Source organism: Pseudanabaena sp. 'Roaring Creek' (assembly GCF_001402795.1).
In the GTDB taxonomy this organism is placed as follows: Bacteria; Cyanobacteriota; Cyanobacteriia; order Pseudanabaenales; family Pseudanabaenaceae; genus Pseudanabaena.
Window position 1 is genome coordinate 1 of the sequence record NZ_LIRE01000047.1, and the last position, 16,197, is coordinate 16,197.

The following is a 16,197-nucleotide window of genomic DNA, read 5'->3' on the forward strand; positions in this document are numbered from 1 at the left end:
CCCTATCCAGAGATTGCGCCTCATATTGTATTGATGGCTTTTCTGCACCGTGTTGTTAATGGTGGTGGCACGTTGGAGAGAGAATATGCCATTGGTTCGGGAAGAATGGATATCTGTTTGCGCTATGGTAAGGTAACTTTGGCGATGGAGTTGAAGGTATGGGCTGATAAAAGACCAGATCCACTTAAGGAAGGTTTGCCACAGATCGATAAGTATTTGTCGGGTTTGAGTTTGGATACAGGTTGGTTGGTGATCTTCGATCGCCGTTCTAGTTTGCCGCCGCTAAGCGATCGGACGACTACTGAGAATGTCATCAGCCCTGCAGGGCGAGAGATTATCGTGATTCGTGGATAGATAACTAATCAATTGATACAGATATGTCCATTCCAGAGCCAATTTTAGTTATTTACAGCGAACCGCCCAAAGCGATCGCTACTACGGACTTACGCCAAGCAAGGGTTGATGAATTTTTAGCATCGAGGTCTTTGCAGCCGAAGAGCCGTAAGGCTTATCAAGCGGACTTGCGGATATTTATGGATTGGTGCGATCTGGCTTGGGTGGATGTGAGTCGTCGCAAAGTGACACAGTTTAAAACTTTTTTGTTGAAGGAACGTGAGTTGGCGCTGAGTTCGGTGAATCGGGTGTTACGGACTCTGAAATCGTTTTATCGATGGATGTTGCTATCGGAATATGTGGTTGCCGATCCGACGATTGGGATTCAGCAGGAGCGATTACCCGATCCTGTGGCAAAGGATTTGGAAGATGAGGAGGTGTTGCGGATTTATGAAGCGATCGCCTTGAGTAAAATGATGTTACGAGATCGGGCTTTGTTTTCGATTTTGTTGCATGGATTGAGAGCGGAGGAAGTTTGTCGTCTCAATATTGAGGATTATGTGAATGGGGAATTAGCGATTAAAGAGGCGAAGTGGGATAGTAAGGGAGAAGTACCTTTGACGAAGTTAGGTATTCAGGATTTGGATGCTTATTTGGATTGGAGGAGTGAGCAAGAGGTCGAGTTATTGCCTGAAAGTCCTTTGTTTGTGTCTTGTTCAAATCGTAGTCAGGGTAAGCGACTGACTTATTGGGGTATTCGTCATGTGATGGATGATTTGGCGGAGAAGACGGGGATTGATTTGCATTCGCATCGAGGAAGGCATACGTTTGCAACGAATTTAATTGTGAAGTATGAGCTAGATCCATCCTTAGCGATGGAGTTGACTAGACATAGAGATGTGAGGAGTTTTAGGCGTTATACCAATCGTAAGAATAAAATTGCGGCGAAACGTGCTTTCTTGAAAGCATCCGAAAAATTTGATTAAAAAGGAAAGATTTATTGAAGTTTGTGAAATACAACAGTAGATATGTCACGATTTTATTTTGCGGAATTGACTTACTATGAAAATTTTACTAGTAGAAGATGACGATCGCATTGCTCGTCCTTTGATTGAAGATCTGAGAGCGCAAAAGCATAGCATCGACTATGCTAGGGATGGGTTAGAAGGTTGGGAGTGGACGCAGGCGATCGCCTATGACTTAATTCTATTGGATGTGATGTTGCCGAAACTGGACGGAGTAAGTCTTTGTCGGCGATTGCGCTCTAATGGCTGTAAAGCGCAGATATTGATGCTTACTGCGCGTGATAGCATTTCTGATAAGGTTGTAGGCTTAGATGCTGGGGCTGATGACTATTTAGTTAAGCCATTCGATTTAGAAGAACTATCAGCGCGTATGAGAGCATTGGCACGCCGCAGCCCAGATATAAAGCCTGAAATCTTTCACTATGGAGCATTAAGTCTTGATTCTGGTAGTCAAATTGTTAGTTGCAGTGGACAGCCGCTCTCGCTTACATCAAAAGAGTTCATGATTTTAGACTATTTGTTGCGAAATCCGACGCAAGTATTTACGCGAACTGCTCTAATGGACAGGATATGGGAATTTGACAAGCAGTCAGGTGAAGATACGATTAGAACACATATTACTAATTTGCGACGCAAATTGAGAGCGGCTGGGAGTTCAGACACATTTATTGAAACTGTTTATGGGGTTGGGTATCGACTTGCATCTGTAGATCGGGACTAGTTATGTTTACAAAAATTCGTTACCGTTTACTGTTGTCTTTTCTGCTTGTATTGATGGCAATATTAACTTCGCTTGGTGTAGTTGTGCGATTTCTGTTTGTGCATAGCTTAAGTCAACAGGCGACTGAAAAACTTACTACGTTGGGACATGGAGCCTCTAGTAGTTTGGAATCAGAGAATGGTCAAATTAAATTTAAAAGTGACTTTCCTCAGCAAGCTCTTTTATCCAAAGATCAAGCATTAGAATGGTTTGATATTCAAGGAAAGCCGATTTCTCATCAGGGACAATTAATTATAAGTCTTCCATTTGCTGGTGAAAATACAGTACAAATCCAATCAGGGAATCCTCGCGTGCAATCGGTAACTTTGCCTGTGGTTAGCAATGATGATGGGATGCTGATCGGATATGTGCGTGCTAGTCAGTCGTTAGTGGAATTTGATGAGTCTGTGCGACATTTAGACTGGGGGATGTCAGGTGGTGCGGTTGTGGCTCTTTTATTAAGTGGTATTGGAGGACTCTGGCTGACTCGACAATTTATGCAGCCCATTGAGCGCAATTTTGAGCTTTTAAAGCAGTTTACTGCCGATGCATCCCATGAGTTACGCAGTCCGTTGATGGTTATTTCCAGTAATGCTCAGGTGGCGTTGCGATACCCAGAGGGCATCCGTATAGGAGACATCGCAAAGTTTGAGGCGATCGCAGAGGCAACCAAACAGATGACACGTTTAACAGAAGATTTATTACTGTTGGCGAGAACTGACAATTTACTTAAAGATCATTATCAGGAAGTAAATTTAAGCGAGTTACTAACCGAACTTATCCAATTTTATAGCCCTCAAGCTGAAGCAAAATCAATTGAATTACAATTTTTAGCAAATAAGCCGATTTATACTGTTGGCGATCGCGCCCAGTTGCGAAGATTGTTTACTAATTTGATAGCAAACGCTATTCAGTACACATTAGCGGACGGTAGGATTGATCTAGATTGTCAAATAACTGGACAGCGAGTGCTAACTTCAGTGCATGATAATGGAATTGGTATTGCGCCAGATCAGGTTGATAAGGTCTTTGAGCGCTTTTGGCGATCGGAAAACTCTCGTACTTATCATGCGGGTAGTTTCGGATTGGGATTAACGATCGCCCAAGCGATCGCTAATCAGCATGGCGGTGAAATTTCTGTCACCAGCAAACTAGGAGTTGGTAGTTGCTTTACCGTTTCTCTGCCGCTTTTGGTTAAGGGTTAATAAAGTCACAAAAGTCACAATTACAACCAGAAAAAGAATACTCGTCATGGTCGTACCTAAACCAAAGCCACCATTTGCTAATGGTTGGGATAATAGATCGCCGATAGAAGCTCCAAGTGGGCGGGTCAAAATGTAAGCTAGCCAAAATGCTAAGATTCCATTCATTCGGAAGTATTGATAACTGATGGTGATAATAGCGATCGCAGTGCCAAATATTAGTGCTGCTTGGGTATAACCTAGCTTCAAAGTCTCAGCAAGAAGGTCTCCTGTTGCCGTACCCAAAGCAAATGTAAATAAAATAGCTGCCCAGTAGAAAAGCTCTCTTTTAACTGTGTTGATAGAATGCATAGCTAAAGTCTTTTCGGTGAGATACCAGAAACCAAAAATCACGGATAGTACGACACTAAATGCGATCGTAGTTGTCACTAAACTAATACTAAAGATATCTATCAAACTATCTGTAATTAATGTACCAGTCACGCTCATAAAAACGACTACAATCCAATAGCTCACGGGTATATAGCGTTTAAGTCTAAACTGATTCAAAAGTAACATTAGTAATATGCCGCTCATAATATAGGATGTATTGACTAAGCCAAGTTTCATCTCCATATTCAAATAATCAGCCGCAGTTTCACCTACCGTAGTTGCCAAAATCTTAATAATCCAGAAAGCAACTGTAACCTCTGGAACCCTGTTTAACACTTTTTGCATAATCATAATATTTTTTCTGGTTGATTTTTAAAATTGCCTAAGTATTGAGTTTTAATTAGGAATAAATAGAGTAATTTCTTATTCACCCCCAGTGAAATTTAAATTGCAAACTTTTTACTTGCCCAGAGTAATAGAAACGTTGCTATTAGAGAGCAACTAGAAGAGAAACCAAAAGCACTTGTAGCGCCAAATCTCTCATAGAGCCAACCAAAGATAATCGAAGCTGGTAATAGCATTAAACCACTCACTAAATTAAACCAACCATAGGCTGTTCCCAACAAGGATGTAGGAGCTAGATCGGCGACCAGTGCTTTTTCTACACCTTCAGTAGCTGCCAGAAATATTCCATAAAATGCGAACAAGCCAAAAATTACTATGGGAGTAGATGAACTTAATAGTCCTAGGCAAAGATAAAATAAGCCATAAGATAACCATCCCATCGAAATTAAGCGAATACGACCAAATCGATCGGATAGTGCTGAAAGCGGTGTGGAAAATACGGCGGCAATTGCCGAAATAGTTGCCCAAGCCAAAGGTATTTGCACTTCTAATAAACCTAATTCTTTAGCTCTAAGCAGCAAAAACATATTAGATGAGTTGCCAAGAGTGAAGATTGCCACAGCTAAAAGATAGCGTTTAAAGTTAACTGGTAGTTCCTTAAAGTTCCAACTAAATCTTCTATTTTCTGATTGAACTACTGTTGCCTGAGGTTCTTGAATCAGTAGAGACATTCCGAAACAGAGTGTAGCAGGAATAATCGAAATCAGAAATAGGTCTTTAATTTTGTAACCAAATCCTAGAAGTAAAGCGGCTAAGATTGGACCGATTACAGCTCCCGCATTATCCATGCCACGATGCAGACCAAAAGCTAAACCACGGTTTTCTGGAGAAACACTTGCCGCTAACATGGCATCTCTTGGAGAACTTCGTAAACCTTTGCCCACACGGTCAATCATGCGAATAAACAAGACTCCCACCCAATTGTTAGCAATTAAGACCAATGGGCGGCTAAAACCAGCTAAGCTGTAGCCAATAACTATCCAAGGCTTGGCAGAATTAGTGAGATCCATAATTACTCCAGACAGCAGCTTTAGAAAGCTACTGGTGGCTTCAGCAATACCCTCAATAATTCCCAATGATTTTGGTCCAACCATTAATACTGATGCCAAATACACAGGAATCAGTGGATAGAGCATATCGCTGGCAGTGTCGTTCAGAAGGCTGATTAATCCGATCAGCCACACATTAGGAGGCAGTCGTCGTAACGTAGTGAGCAAAATTAAATTCCTAGATGATTCACTAAATTATGATAAGGGCTTCTAAGTTAATTACCTTATGAAGAGGATTTTAAGACCACAATTCATTCTCCTCGCTTTGGATTGAGGAGCGAGGAATAACGTTTCTGTATGACGTTAGTAAGTTATTCTGACATTCAAAAATCTAGCCCAGATTTTTGAATGTCAGAATAACTTTTTATTTAGCCATCATCATTGGTTTCGCCATCACCATCGCCCATTCCTGTTTCGGAAACTTGAATGCTACTGCGAACGTGATTACTTTCACCTCCCTCATTGTTCAGGCTTTCGGTAGACAGGACACGACCGTTACCAGCATCGACTATAACTTCTTTCTGAGCGATCGCCACAGAATAAACAAGACTGCCATCCTCATTTTCCAACTTCACAGAAGTTGCCTTGCCAGCGACAGTAGCTTCTGCGGCTTGTTGTGCTTGCTGAGGTGTGATTTTTGCCAAAGCGCGAAGTTTGGCTGACTGATTTGCATCGATTAGATCGTCTCTCGATTCACCAGTCTCGCGAGTTTCAGACATTTCGCGTTCGGCAACTTCTATAGCTGCTGGTTTGGCGGATTGCATGGGGATAGCGCGAGCAGCTTTTGCCAAACCACCAATACCGACTAGTCCGACTAGAGTCGCAACTAGAATTGCCTTTGTCGAAGTTTTCATCACAAGTAACCTTGATTTATTGGTTTACGTTTCAAACTATAGAGATAAATAATCAAGAAGTTTGAAAGGTCGTATTCAAATCTTAAAAAGAATAGGGATAGCTATAAATCAATAGATATGGGAATTCTTTCTAAGTTCTTGATGATTGTGGGTTATTTTTTGAGGCGACACAAATTACGGAGTGAGATTCGTTTAGTGGTGACTTTAGACAAATCGCAGTTATAAAAGTTTATGGACAGGAAACAGAAAGATATTCTCAGCAAAGTCCCAGAAGTAATTTTGATCTTTTGGGTTATAAAAATCCTCGCTACAACCCTTGGTGAGACTGGCGGAGATCTCGTCTCTATGTCAATGAATCTCGGCTATCTCGTCAGTACGATCATTTTTACAGCCATATTTATCGTTGCGGTAATAGCTCAGGTTTTTGCAAAAAAATTCCATCCTATCCTTTACTGGGTAACAATTATTGCAACAACAACAGTGGGAACGACATTAGCGGATTTCGTGGATCGTTCTCTTGGTATTGGCTATGCGGGCGGGACGGCAATATTGCTTATCTTGCTCTTTAGCTCGTTATTTATTTGGTATCGCACGCTTGGTTCTATCTCTGTTGATACTGTGAGTACGCCCAAATCTGAAATATTCTATTGGGTCACAATCATGTTTTCGCAGACATTGGGCACTGCGCTTGGGGATTGGACAGCCGATACCGCAGGGCTTGGGTATAGTGGTGGAGCAATATTGTTTGGGGCGGTTTTGGTTGCGATCGCGATCATGTATTACCGAACAAATATATCGCGAACCATGTTGTTTTGGGCAGGATTCATCCTTACCAGACCCCTTGGCGCGGTTGTCGGCGACTTTCTAGACAAACCTATAAGCAAAGGTGGTTTGGAGTTAAGCCGCTCCACAGCGTCAGTCACGCTTCTCGTGTTAATTGTGGCGTGTATCTTTATCTTTCCACAGAAACCAGCAAAACAAAGACATTGAGTTCTGAATGAATGTGATTCGGTTAATGTTGACACCTAATGCTTTTTTACTTATTAAATACTCTCTTTAAAGATTATGTTATTGACTGCAATAGTTTCTTCTGAGGCTGTAGACCTTGGATTCGTGCAATTAGGTTATCTTAAAGTGATTTTCTTGGGAATTGTGCAGGGAATTACTGAACTATTACCCATTAGCAGCACTGCTCACCTCCGTATTGTCCCCAGTTTACTCGGATGGCAAGACCCTGGTTCCGTATTCTCAGCGGCTATGCAGCTTGCTAGTTTAGGTGCGGTTTTAGCTTATTTTTGGCAAGATATCAAAAGTCTAGCTGGCAGTTCGATAAGAGCGATCGCCCATCAAGATTATCAATCTAAACCTTTCCGCTTAACTTTAGGACTAGTGATTGGCACTATTCCCATTGGTATCGCAGGACTATTACTAAAAAAGACCCTAAATGCTCCTAATTCTCCTTTGCGTAGTCTTGTAGTTATTGGCTGTGCATCTATTGTTATGGCTTTATTACTAGCGATCGCTGAGTTGCGAGGTAAAAGAGAAAGGAATTTTGAGAAACTTACATTTTTAGATGGACTATGGGTAGGAATTGCTCAAGCCTTTGCCTTAATCCCTGGAGTATCTCGTTCTGGTTCTACCTTAACGGCAGGATTATTTTTGAATATGGAAAGAGAAACTGCGGCTCGATTCTCATTTCTGTTAGGACTACCCGCAATTATTCTGGCAGGAGCAGTAGAGTTACACGCTTTAAGCAAAGCTGGATTAGACCTAAATGGCTGGTTAATTCTTGGGGCAGGTTTGACCTCTGCTAGCATTTCCGCATTTCTGGCTATTTTTGGACTACTCCGATACTTAGAGAAGCGAAGTACTTGGTTCTTTGTTTGGTATCGCCTAGTAATGGGATTATTTTTATTGATTGGCTCAGTAATTGGCTTTCTTCGCTGAAATGGATAAGAACCCCATGTGATATTCAATGTCTTATAGCCTATCGAATATCGGAAGCAGGCTCTCCTGATAATAAAGATTTTATTAAAACGAGTGAATTTAATTATGTGCAGTCGAGACAGTTTAGTGCTTAGGAATATTTCAGTATATATGGAAACATCTAACACTGAAATTGATCAATTAGCAGAGACTCTAGGAGGCTATTGCTATAAAAGCCAAGTGAGTGAACATGGCTTTTATCAATCGTTTTTCTTTGAGAAGGAAGCAAATGCCAAGCAGTTTTTTATAGATGTGTTTCGATTTCCTGAAGTAATTAGCGTTGGTTTTGATCAATCTCTATAAAAAATCCTTTGGCTACACTAAAAGAAACAAAATTTACAGCATTTCCCTAAATTATTGATTTTGGGAAATATTACTTTCTAGTCATTTTTACTATCAAATAATCAGTCTCAATATTTTCTATGCAGCAATTAGTTAAGGTATGGATTAATCGCTTAAATTCTTGGAGCAGTTTTCGCGGTTCTAGTATTGGTCTAGTTAGTTTTGTTGGTTGTCTTGCACTATTAATGGTCTTGGGGTGGCTGTGTCAAGAGGTCTGGGAAAAAGAAGCTTTTAATTTTGACACTAATATTTTACTTTGGATTCATCAATCAGCAACCCCAATTTTAGATTCAATAATGCTCAATATTACAGGTTTAGCAGATCCACCAATGGTGGCTGCAATCTTCTTTGGTACTACATTCTGGCTTTGGAGAAAGCGAAAATATTCACAAATAAAAGTATTTGCGATCGCCTGTATAGGAGGGCTAGCTCTTAATGTGGGGTTGAAACTCTTTTTTGCTAAACCACGACCTCAACTATGGCATCAACTAATTGTAGAGACATCTTCTAGTTTCCCAAGTGGTCATGCTCTTGGAGCAATGGTTGTATATGGATTTTTAGCATATCTATTAGCAACGGAATTCCCTCAATCTTCTCGATTAATTTATACTGTAATGACTGGATTAATTTTATTGATTGGCTTAAGCCGTCTATATTTGGGAGTTCACTGGTTGACAGATGTGATTGCAGGTTATTTGGTCGGATTTTTGTGGGTGATTACTTGTATCTCGATCCTGAAATGTAATTTATCATCTCATGATGAAAATTAATTTTGCTTATTGCATTGGATTGATTGCCAACCAATGTTTTGCTTACTGCTGTAATTAGTTTTTTGACAGATACTGTTAGCTTTATGCTTGAGCCACAACTTTATATATGTGAAACTGCATAATATTGAATTTCATCCTGATTTCATTTTCTTGATCTAGAATACAATCATTAATTTAAGACCCATATTAGAAAAGCTATCAATCACACGTAAGGTATATAAATACGAATGAATGTGAGACTTGTATAAACAATGACAACGCAGAGAGATGACTGGTTTCCTACTCCGATTTGGCACTTTGATATTCCAAATTATGAGCAGTTAAACAAAAAATTACTTCAGGCAATTTATGTTGAAAAGCAAAAAGACAATCAAGGTGTCAGTTGGTCAAATGGAATAGGATGGCATAGCAAAGACTATTTACATCAACGTCCAGAATTTCAAGATATTGCCCAGATCATCGTAACTAATGCACTAGAGTCTGGAGAAGAAATTGGCTTTGACTTGAAAAGGTTCACAATGATCCTTGGGAATTGTTGGGCAGTTGTAAATCCAAAGTTTGCCTTTAATTTTGTACACAATCACCCTAACTCAGTACTTAGTGGAGTCTATTATGTGAAAGCTGCCGAAAACTGCGGCGGTATTTTCTTTAAAGATTCTCGTGATGTTGCTCATATGTTTATGCCAGCACTTACCGAACTGACTCCTTGGACGCTCCAAAAAATTACTTATAAAGCAACAGAAGGTAAGATGATAATTTTTCCAAGTTGGTTAAATCATGGTGTAGAACCAAATCTCAGCGATGAAGAGCGTGTTTGCATTAGCTTTAATATCAGTATGACTTATTTGACATCAGTATAAATTTAGGGTTTTAGGATGGTTAGAACGAAGATCTACTCATTCTAAAAATTAAAAATCATATGAGAATTTTGCTAGTTGAAGATGAAGAGGATCTTGGTAAGGCTCTACAACGGAGCTTGAAGCAAGAAAAATATGTTGTTGATTGGGTACAGGATGGTACGGAAGCATGGAGATATCTTTCAAGTCCTGAAGTAGATTATGTGTTAGCAATTGTAGATTGGATGTTGCCAAGTTTATCAGGGCTGGAAATATGTAAGCGCTTGAGAGCGCAGGGTAATTCACTACCAGTTTTAATGTTGACCGCGAAAGATCAGATGGAAGATCGCGTGATGGGTTTGGATTCAGGGGCGGATGATTACCTCGTTAAGCCGTTTGGTATGGTTGAACTGATGGCGCGGCTGAGAGCGTTGCTACGGAGACCGACTCAAGTTCAGTCACAAATCTTACAGGTGGGGAATTTGATTCTTGATTATGGGAAGTCAACAATTGCGATCGCTAATCAAAGTGAGATCCCTGAAGGTCTGATGCTTACAACTAAAGAATTTCAATTATTAGAATACTTTATGCAGCATCCTAATCAGATTCTTACCCGTGACCAGATTATGAATCGGCTATGGGAATTTCAATCCGAACCTGCTAGTAATGTCGTAGCAGCACAGATTCGTCTATTAAGAAAGAAATTAGCAGAATATAGTTGTGATATCGGGATTGAGACAATCTATGGTTGGGGATATCGCTTGAATTCATGAATCACAATAAAATCTTTTTTGGAGCGCGTTTACATCTTGCAGGTTGGTATGCAGGAGTGATGGGAATCATTTTGACTCTATCAGGAGTCGGTATTTATCAGGTGATGGCTCATGCTCATTGGCAAGCAGTCGATCGCGAGTTAGAGTCCGTAGCTGGGACATTGCATGATAGTTTAGAACCTTTGCTAATAGAAAGCGATCGCATTTCTCCCAGCGTCCAGCAAATTCTTCCTAATCTTTGCGTCATCGGCGAGAAATGTGAGCAAGAATCTTCTGCAAGACATATTATGGGTGCAATCCAACAAGATAGCTTCTATGCATTATTTCTGACTCATTCTGGAACCTTGATTGCCACAGTCGGAAAACCACCCATTGGAGTTGTCCCTCGAACTTCACAAGAGACTTGGCAAACAATTGAGGATCGCAAGGGAAATCGCTATCATCAAATCTCGCTTTTACTTAAAAACAACAGTGGAAAGTCATGGGGATATCTACAAGTAGGGCGATCGCTTGCTGACTATGATCATCATCTCGAACAATCAAAATTGATATTGATCGTGAGCTTACCGATCGCTTTTTTGATTGTGAGCATTGCAAGTTGGTATTTAGCGGGTATAGCGATGAAACCAGTTTATTCTTCTTATCGACAAATCCAGCAATTTACGGCTGATGCTGCCCATGAACTGCGGACTCCGCTTGCAGCAATTCGAGCTACAGTTGAATCTACTCTTAGTAGTGATGCAATTTCCGAACTAGAGTCAAGAGATATTTTACAAACAATCAATCGCCAAACAGTGCGCCTTTCAGAACTGGTGCAAGATTTACTTCTGCTTTCGAGGATGGATTTACAACTAATTGCTTTACAAAAGCAGGTTTGCTGTTTGAATGAAATTGTCAGTGATTTAGTTGAAGAAGTTTCGGCACTTGCTATTCAGTCGGATATCGATCTAAAGCTGAAAATTGATAATGAATCTGCAATTTATGTCAATGGTAACGAAGATCAACTCTATCGACTAATTCTCAATATTCTGATCAATGCGATTCATTACACTCTTGAGCAAGGCAAAGTTGAAATATCTCTTGAGCAAATCGAACACCATGCGATCATCCAAATTCAGGATAATGGAATTGGTATAAGTTCCACTGATTTACCCAACATCTTCGATCGCTTCTATCGAGTAAGTAGCGATCGCTCTCGCAAAAAAGGTGGATCGGGACTAGGACTGGCGATCGCAATGGCGATCGCTAAAGCTCATGGGGGAAATATTCAAGTCAAAAGTGAGTTTGCAGAAGGTAGTACATTCACAATTGAGATTCCTTCTATTTTTTGTTAGGACATTTCATCTTCATTTCATAACAATCCGTCATAGTTGAAATGTCAGCGTTTGAATTTGAATTAAAGAGTCAATCATGAAAAAATTAATGTTTCTCGGCACACTATTAGCAGCAACATTTGCATCTGTGTCCGCCACACTCGCCACTCCATCTTTGCCCAATTTATCCGCACCACACATTGATGCAACTGGAGCAATACCCAATAACAAGAGCGCATCAGCACCCACCTATTTCTTTCAAGTTCATGTCCAAGGACATACCCTTTCGAGTGTTACCATTGACTTACCTGAAGGGATTAAGGTTGGCGGGACTATTAATGTAGTCGATCAACTCAATCGTTCTATAGGAGCAACCATCACGCCACAGGGTAACAAAGCTACAGTCTCTTTTGCTCAGCCAATCGATACTGGTACAACTCTAAACTTTTATATGCGTGATATATTAGTTGCTGGAAATCAAAAAGGCTTGATCCATCTAATTCCTGTTTCTGCAAAATTCGCAAATTTAGATGCAGATATTCCACTTGGACTTGTTCGCATTCAAACCTACGGTAAGTAAAAGATTATCTCACACCAAATTGGGAGGTAAAACGACAACAGCTTTGCTGTTGTCGTTTTACATTTGGCAAAAATGAAACATTAAGATTTCATACCTATTTCATTTTGTTGTGAGATGCTTGGTACAAAAGCAACTGCGATAAATTTTGAGTGTAAAAATTAGATTAAGCAAATGAGCATATCCCCAAAACTTCGCACTCCCATTGTTAAAGTCCTTCTTAGTTTGATTTTGCTATCTAATCCTGCGATCGCATTGGCTCATGCTGGACATGGAGATGAATTTAAGGGAAATAACACAACTCAGATTACGGGAATAACTGTAGAGGATGAAGTTGCTAAATCTCTTGGAATTAAAGTAGAAACTGTAAAGCAACAGCCCCTAAAATTTGGTATTCAAACCACAGGGCAGATTGAGACTTTACCGAACCAACAAGTAAAAGTGACTACTCCGATCAAAGGAACAATTGTTGATTTGCTAGTAGAGCCAGGGGCTTTAGTTCAAGCAGGTCAACCTGTTGCTATTCTATCTAGCCCAGAACTAGCAGATTTACGAGTTAGTGCGCTGGAGAAAAAAGCAGATGCAAGTGGAAATGTGCTAACTTCTGAATCAAATTTACGTTTAGCCCGACAAAATCTCGAACGTCAGAAGCTACTTGTTGAATCAGATATCCGTCAGGCTCAGACTGAATTAAATCTAGACAAAGAACGTTATGAGCGCGATAAGGAATTATTAGAGAAAGGTGCGATCGCCAGACGACAGTTACAAGAGTCAGAAGCAAAATTTGCTGCTGCAAGAGCCGCATTAACTAAGGCGGAAAGTCGCTTACCTTTGCTAGAAGCACAAGCACAACTAGAAAGAGCAGAAGCTGATGTACAAGTATCTTCGATTAGAGTCGATCTCAGTACAGCAGCTTACTCGGCGCGTTTGAATCAGTTAGAGGCTAGTGCAAACTCTAATGGCACGATTACGATATCTGCACCAATTGATGGAGTTGTCAGCGATCGCGAAGCGACGATTGGAGAATCAGTTGATGCAGCAGGCAAGCCTTTAATGACCATCGTCAATGATGAAAGGGTTCTTGCTACTGCCAACATTTACGAAAAAGATATAAATAAAATCCGTATTGGTCAACCCGTACAGGTGAAAATTGCAGGACAGCCCTCGACTACAGTTTTTCAAGGCAAGGTGACAGTGATTGGTACTACCGTAGAAGGACAAAGCCGTATTGTTCCAGTGAAAGCTGAGATTGGCAATGTGAAGGGACAGTTAAAGGCAGGGATGTTTACCAATATCGAAATCCTCACAGATAGTGTTTCTGTACCAACCTTAGCGATTCCTGCTGCGTCAGTAGTAGAAGCAAATGGCAAGCAGTTAGTATTTGTCCAAAATGGTAAGTCTTATCAGCCCGTTGATGTGACTTTGGGAAGGACTTCGGGGGAGTTAGTGGAAGTTACAAGTGGATTGTTTGAAGGCGATCGCATTGTTACTCAACGCGCTAGTCAACTATACGCCCAATCTCTACGTGGTGACAGTAAACCTAAAGATGAGAAAGTAGATGCTGTAATATCTGCACCTAATTCTGCAAATGGACAGATTGCTTGGTGGGCAATTATCTTAGCAGGAGGTATTGGCGGCGGTGGGATTGTTGCGGCTTCGTTTTGGCTAGGAAGGCGATCAGGTACAAAAATGGTGATTTTGAGTGAGCCTTTAAGTACAAGCGATCGCCTTGAGAGATAAAGCTACTGTTGTTAAATATTGAGTTAGAGATTTGATTATGAGTTTAATTATTGCTTTTTGACTCAAAAAGTCTGAATGATCACGAAATTCTAACGAGTAATTGGTGAATCTAATTAAGCTTAAGATATCCACGTCAAAAATGTTTGGAGCAATAGCCAAATATTAAGCCCAATGATGATAGCGGAAACCAGCCATGCTAAACCTTTTAACCATTTAGGATTAGCAAATTCACCCATTAAGGAGTGATCGCTAGTAAACATTACCAAAGGAATCACTGCAAAGGGCAGTTGCAAACTTAAAGTTACTTGACTGAGAACAATCAGGCTACTGGTGCTACGCTCACCAAAAAATATAATTGCAATTAGGGCAGGAATCACTGCCAGAAGTCTTGTTGCCAATCGGCGTAACCAAGGAGGCAAATGCAAATCCAAGAAACCTTCCATAACAATCTGTCCTGCTATGGTAGCGGTCAAAGTAGAACTTTGCCCAGAGGCAAGCAGAGCTAAACCAAAAATAGCACTAGCAGCACTGACACCTAGTAGCGGTGAGAGCAATTGGTAAGCTTCTTGAATTTCAGCAACTTTCTGATAGCCTGAAAAATGGAATGTGGCAGCAGCGACGATTAAAATTGCGGAGTTGATAAACAAAGCAAAAGAGAGAGCCACAGTGGAATCAATCGTGCCAAATTTGATTGCTTCCCATTTCTTTTTAGGAGTTTCTTCCCAAGCACGGGTTTGCACAATTGCTGAATGCAGATAGAGGTTGTGTGGCATAACGGTTGCACCTAAAATGCCGATCGCAATGTAAAGCATTTCAGGATTCTGTAAAATCTCTAATTTCGGCATATATCCCCATAGAATACCGCCTACATCTGGTTTGGCAAATAGAATCTCGGTGGCAAAGCAAACCCCAATTGTAGCTATCAGCATAATTACTAAAGCTTCGACATAACGAAATCCTTTATGTTGCAGCATTAACAGAACGATTACATCTAAGGCGGTGATACATACTCCCCACACCAAAGGTAAACCAAATAACAATTGAAGAGCGATCGCACTTCCTAGTAACTCTGCTAAATCACAAGCAGCGATCGCAATCTCACACAGTACCCATAGACAGAAATTAACTCTAGGACGAAAGCGATCTCGGCACAACTGGGCTAAATCTCGCCCAGTAGCTACACCCAAACGCACACACAAAGATTGCAACAAGATTGCCATTAAGTTTGAGATCAAAATGACACTTAAGAGGGCATAGCCAAACTTAGAACCACCTGCAAGATCGGTTGCCCAATTGCCTGGGTCCATGTATCCCACTGAAACTAAATATCCTGGTCCTGCATAAGCAAGCATCTTGCGCCAGAAATTACCAGTCTTGGGAATAGCGATTGTACGTTGGACTTCAGACAAGCTAGGTTTGCGAATAGTCATAGAAATATTACTAAGATATTTTCATAATCGTTTCATAATCCCATGAATACATCCAGAATTGCTATAGATAAATTTACTATTGCGCCACTATTTTCTAGGTGCATACATGATTACCAAAACTCCCATAAGTGCAATCCAGCCGCCTAGCATATCAAACTTATCTGGCACAACTTTATCCACTTGCCATCCCCAAAGTAAGGATAGAACGATGAATATACCTCCATAGGCAGCATAGACGCGCCCAAAGTTTGATGGTTGTAGAGTTGGGATTACACAATAAATGACCAGCAACAAAATGCCCAAAGCTCCTAACCAAATGCTTTTACCTTCTTTTAACCATAGCCAAATTGAGTAGCCACCACCAATTTCACATAGACCAGCTATCAAAAAATAGAATAGCGATTGTAAGAATGACATTAAAACTATCCAA

Annotated in this window: 17 protein-coding genes and 1 pseudogene; 13 read left to right on the top strand and 5 right to left on the bottom strand. The window is 40.5% G+C overall.

Translation table 11 applies throughout. From position 1 onward, the window contains the following. The 4 genes and pseudogenes from AC805_RS25975 to AC805_RS01430 all read left to right on the top strand — a co-directional run. A pseudogene (locus AC805_RS25975) lies at window positions 1-354 on the top strand (PD-(D/E)XK nuclease family protein); the annotation flags it as partial. 23 nt (window positions 355-377) lie between these two features. Beyond that, on the top strand, window positions 378-1,319 hold the full coding sequence (locus tag AC805_RS01420; protein WP_055073759.1) for a tyrosine-type recombinase/integrase: 942 nt from the start codon (window positions 378-380) through the stop codon (window positions 1,317-1,319). 76 nt (window positions 1,320-1,395) lie between these two features. Further along, on the top strand, window positions 1,396-2,079 hold the full coding sequence (locus tag AC805_RS01425; protein WP_055073760.1) for a response regulator transcription factor: 684 nt from the start codon (window positions 1,396-1,398) through the stop codon (window positions 2,077-2,079). A 2-nt stretch (window positions 2,080-2,081) separates the two neighbouring features. After that, the gene (locus AC805_RS01430; RefSeq protein WP_055073761.1) at window positions 2,082-3,323 is read left to right on the top strand and encodes a HAMP domain-containing histidine kinase; all 1,242 of its coding nucleotides are present in this window, start codon (window positions 2,082-2,084) and stop codon (window positions 3,321-3,323) included. Here the strand turns inward: AC805_RS01430 and AC805_RS01435 are convergent. The 3 genes from AC805_RS01435 to AC805_RS01445 all read right to left on the bottom strand — a co-directional run bounded on the left by AC805_RS01435 (window position 3,270) and on the right by AC805_RS01445 (window position 6,000). After that, window positions 3,270-4,037, bottom strand: coding sequence for a hypothetical protein (locus tag AC805_RS01435; protein ID WP_055073791.1), 768 nt, complete (start codon window positions 4,035-4,037; stop codon window positions 3,270-3,272). The genes AC805_RS01430 and AC805_RS01435 overlap by 54 nt on opposite strands. Before the next feature lie 98 nt (window positions 4,038-4,135). Then, the gene (locus AC805_RS01440; protein ID WP_055073762.1) at window positions 4,136-5,314 is read right to left on the bottom strand and encodes an MFS transporter; all 1,179 of its coding nucleotides are present in this window, start codon (window positions 5,312-5,314) and stop codon (window positions 4,136-4,138) included. A 200-nt stretch (window positions 5,315-5,514) separates the two neighbouring features. Beyond that, entirely contained in the window at window positions 5,515-6,000 is a 486-nt protein-coding gene (locus AC805_RS01445) for a PepSY domain-containing protein (RefSeq protein WP_055073763.1), read from the bottom strand. Window positions 6,001-6,231: 231 nt separating this feature from the next. On the opposite strand from AC805_RS01445, the gene AC805_RS01450 reads away from it, so the two are divergent. The 9 genes from AC805_RS01450 (at window position 6,232) to AC805_RS01490 (ending at window position 14,337) form a co-directional block, all read left to right on the top strand. Continuing rightward, entirely contained in the window at window positions 6,232-6,990 is a 759-nt protein-coding gene (locus AC805_RS01450; RefSeq protein ID WP_055073764.1) for a hypothetical protein, read from the top strand. Between the two features lie 75 nt (window positions 6,991-7,065). Further along, window positions 7,066-7,947 carry an undecaprenyl-diphosphate phosphatase gene (locus AC805_RS01455; RefSeq protein WP_055073765.1) on the top strand — a complete coding sequence of 294 codons (882 nt, stop codon included), beginning with the start codon at window positions 7,066-7,068 and terminating at the stop codon, window positions 7,945-7,947. 150 nt (window positions 7,948-8,097) lie between these two features. Continuing rightward, window positions 8,098-8,289: a hypothetical protein gene (locus AC805_RS01460; RefSeq protein ID WP_055073766.1), complete on the top strand. Its 192-nt coding sequence runs from the start codon at window positions 8,098-8,100 to the stop codon at window positions 8,287-8,289. A gap of 119 nt (window positions 8,290-8,408) precedes the next feature. After that, complete coding sequence (locus tag AC805_RS01465; RefSeq protein ID WP_055073767.1) at window positions 8,409-9,098, top strand: phosphatase PAP2 family protein; 690 nt, start codon at window positions 8,409-8,411, stop codon at window positions 9,096-9,098. Window positions 9,099-9,349: 251 nt separating this feature from the next. Next, the gene (locus tag AC805_RS01470) at window positions 9,350-9,958 is read left to right on the top strand and encodes a TIGR02466 family protein (RefSeq protein ID WP_055073768.1); all 609 of its coding nucleotides are present in this window, start codon (window positions 9,350-9,352) and stop codon (window positions 9,956-9,958) included. Between the two features lie 59 nt (window positions 9,959-10,017). Then, window positions 10,018-10,707 (top strand): two-component system response regulator RppA, encoded by a 690-nt coding sequence (gene rppA / locus AC805_RS01475; protein WP_055073769.1) that lies wholly within the window; start codon window positions 10,018-10,020, stop codon window positions 10,705-10,707. After that, a complete protein-coding gene (gene rppB / locus AC805_RS01480; protein WP_055073770.1) occupies window positions 10,704-12,041 on the top strand; it encodes a two-component system sensor histidine kinase RppB in 1,338 nt (445 codons plus the stop codon). The genes rppA and rppB overlap by 4 nt, the downstream gene beginning before the upstream one ends. Before the next feature lie 76 nt (window positions 12,042-12,117). Continuing rightward, window positions 12,118-12,600 (top strand): hypothetical protein, encoded by a 483-nt coding sequence (locus tag AC805_RS01485; protein WP_055073771.1) that lies wholly within the window; start codon window positions 12,118-12,120, stop codon window positions 12,598-12,600. A gap of 171 nt (window positions 12,601-12,771) precedes the next feature. Next, a complete protein-coding gene (locus AC805_RS01490; RefSeq protein WP_055073772.1) occupies window positions 12,772-14,337 on the top strand; it encodes an efflux RND transporter periplasmic adaptor subunit in 1,566 nt (521 codons plus the stop codon). Window positions 14,338-14,456: 119 nt separating this feature from the next. On the opposite strand, the gene AC805_RS01495 is transcribed toward AC805_RS01490, so the two are convergent. Together AC805_RS01495 and AC805_RS01500 are read right to left on the bottom strand one after the other, a co-directional pair. Beyond that, complete coding sequence (locus tag AC805_RS01495; RefSeq protein WP_055073773.1) at window positions 14,457-15,767, bottom strand: Nramp family divalent metal transporter; 1,311 nt, start codon at window positions 15,765-15,767, stop codon at window positions 14,457-14,459. Between the two features lie 87 nt (window positions 15,768-15,854). Then, on the bottom strand, window positions 15,855-16,184 hold the full coding sequence (locus tag AC805_RS01500; protein ID WP_055073774.1) for a YnfA family protein: 330 nt from the start codon (window positions 16,182-16,184) through the stop codon (window positions 15,855-15,857). Window positions 16,185-16,197: the final 13 nt, after the last annotated feature.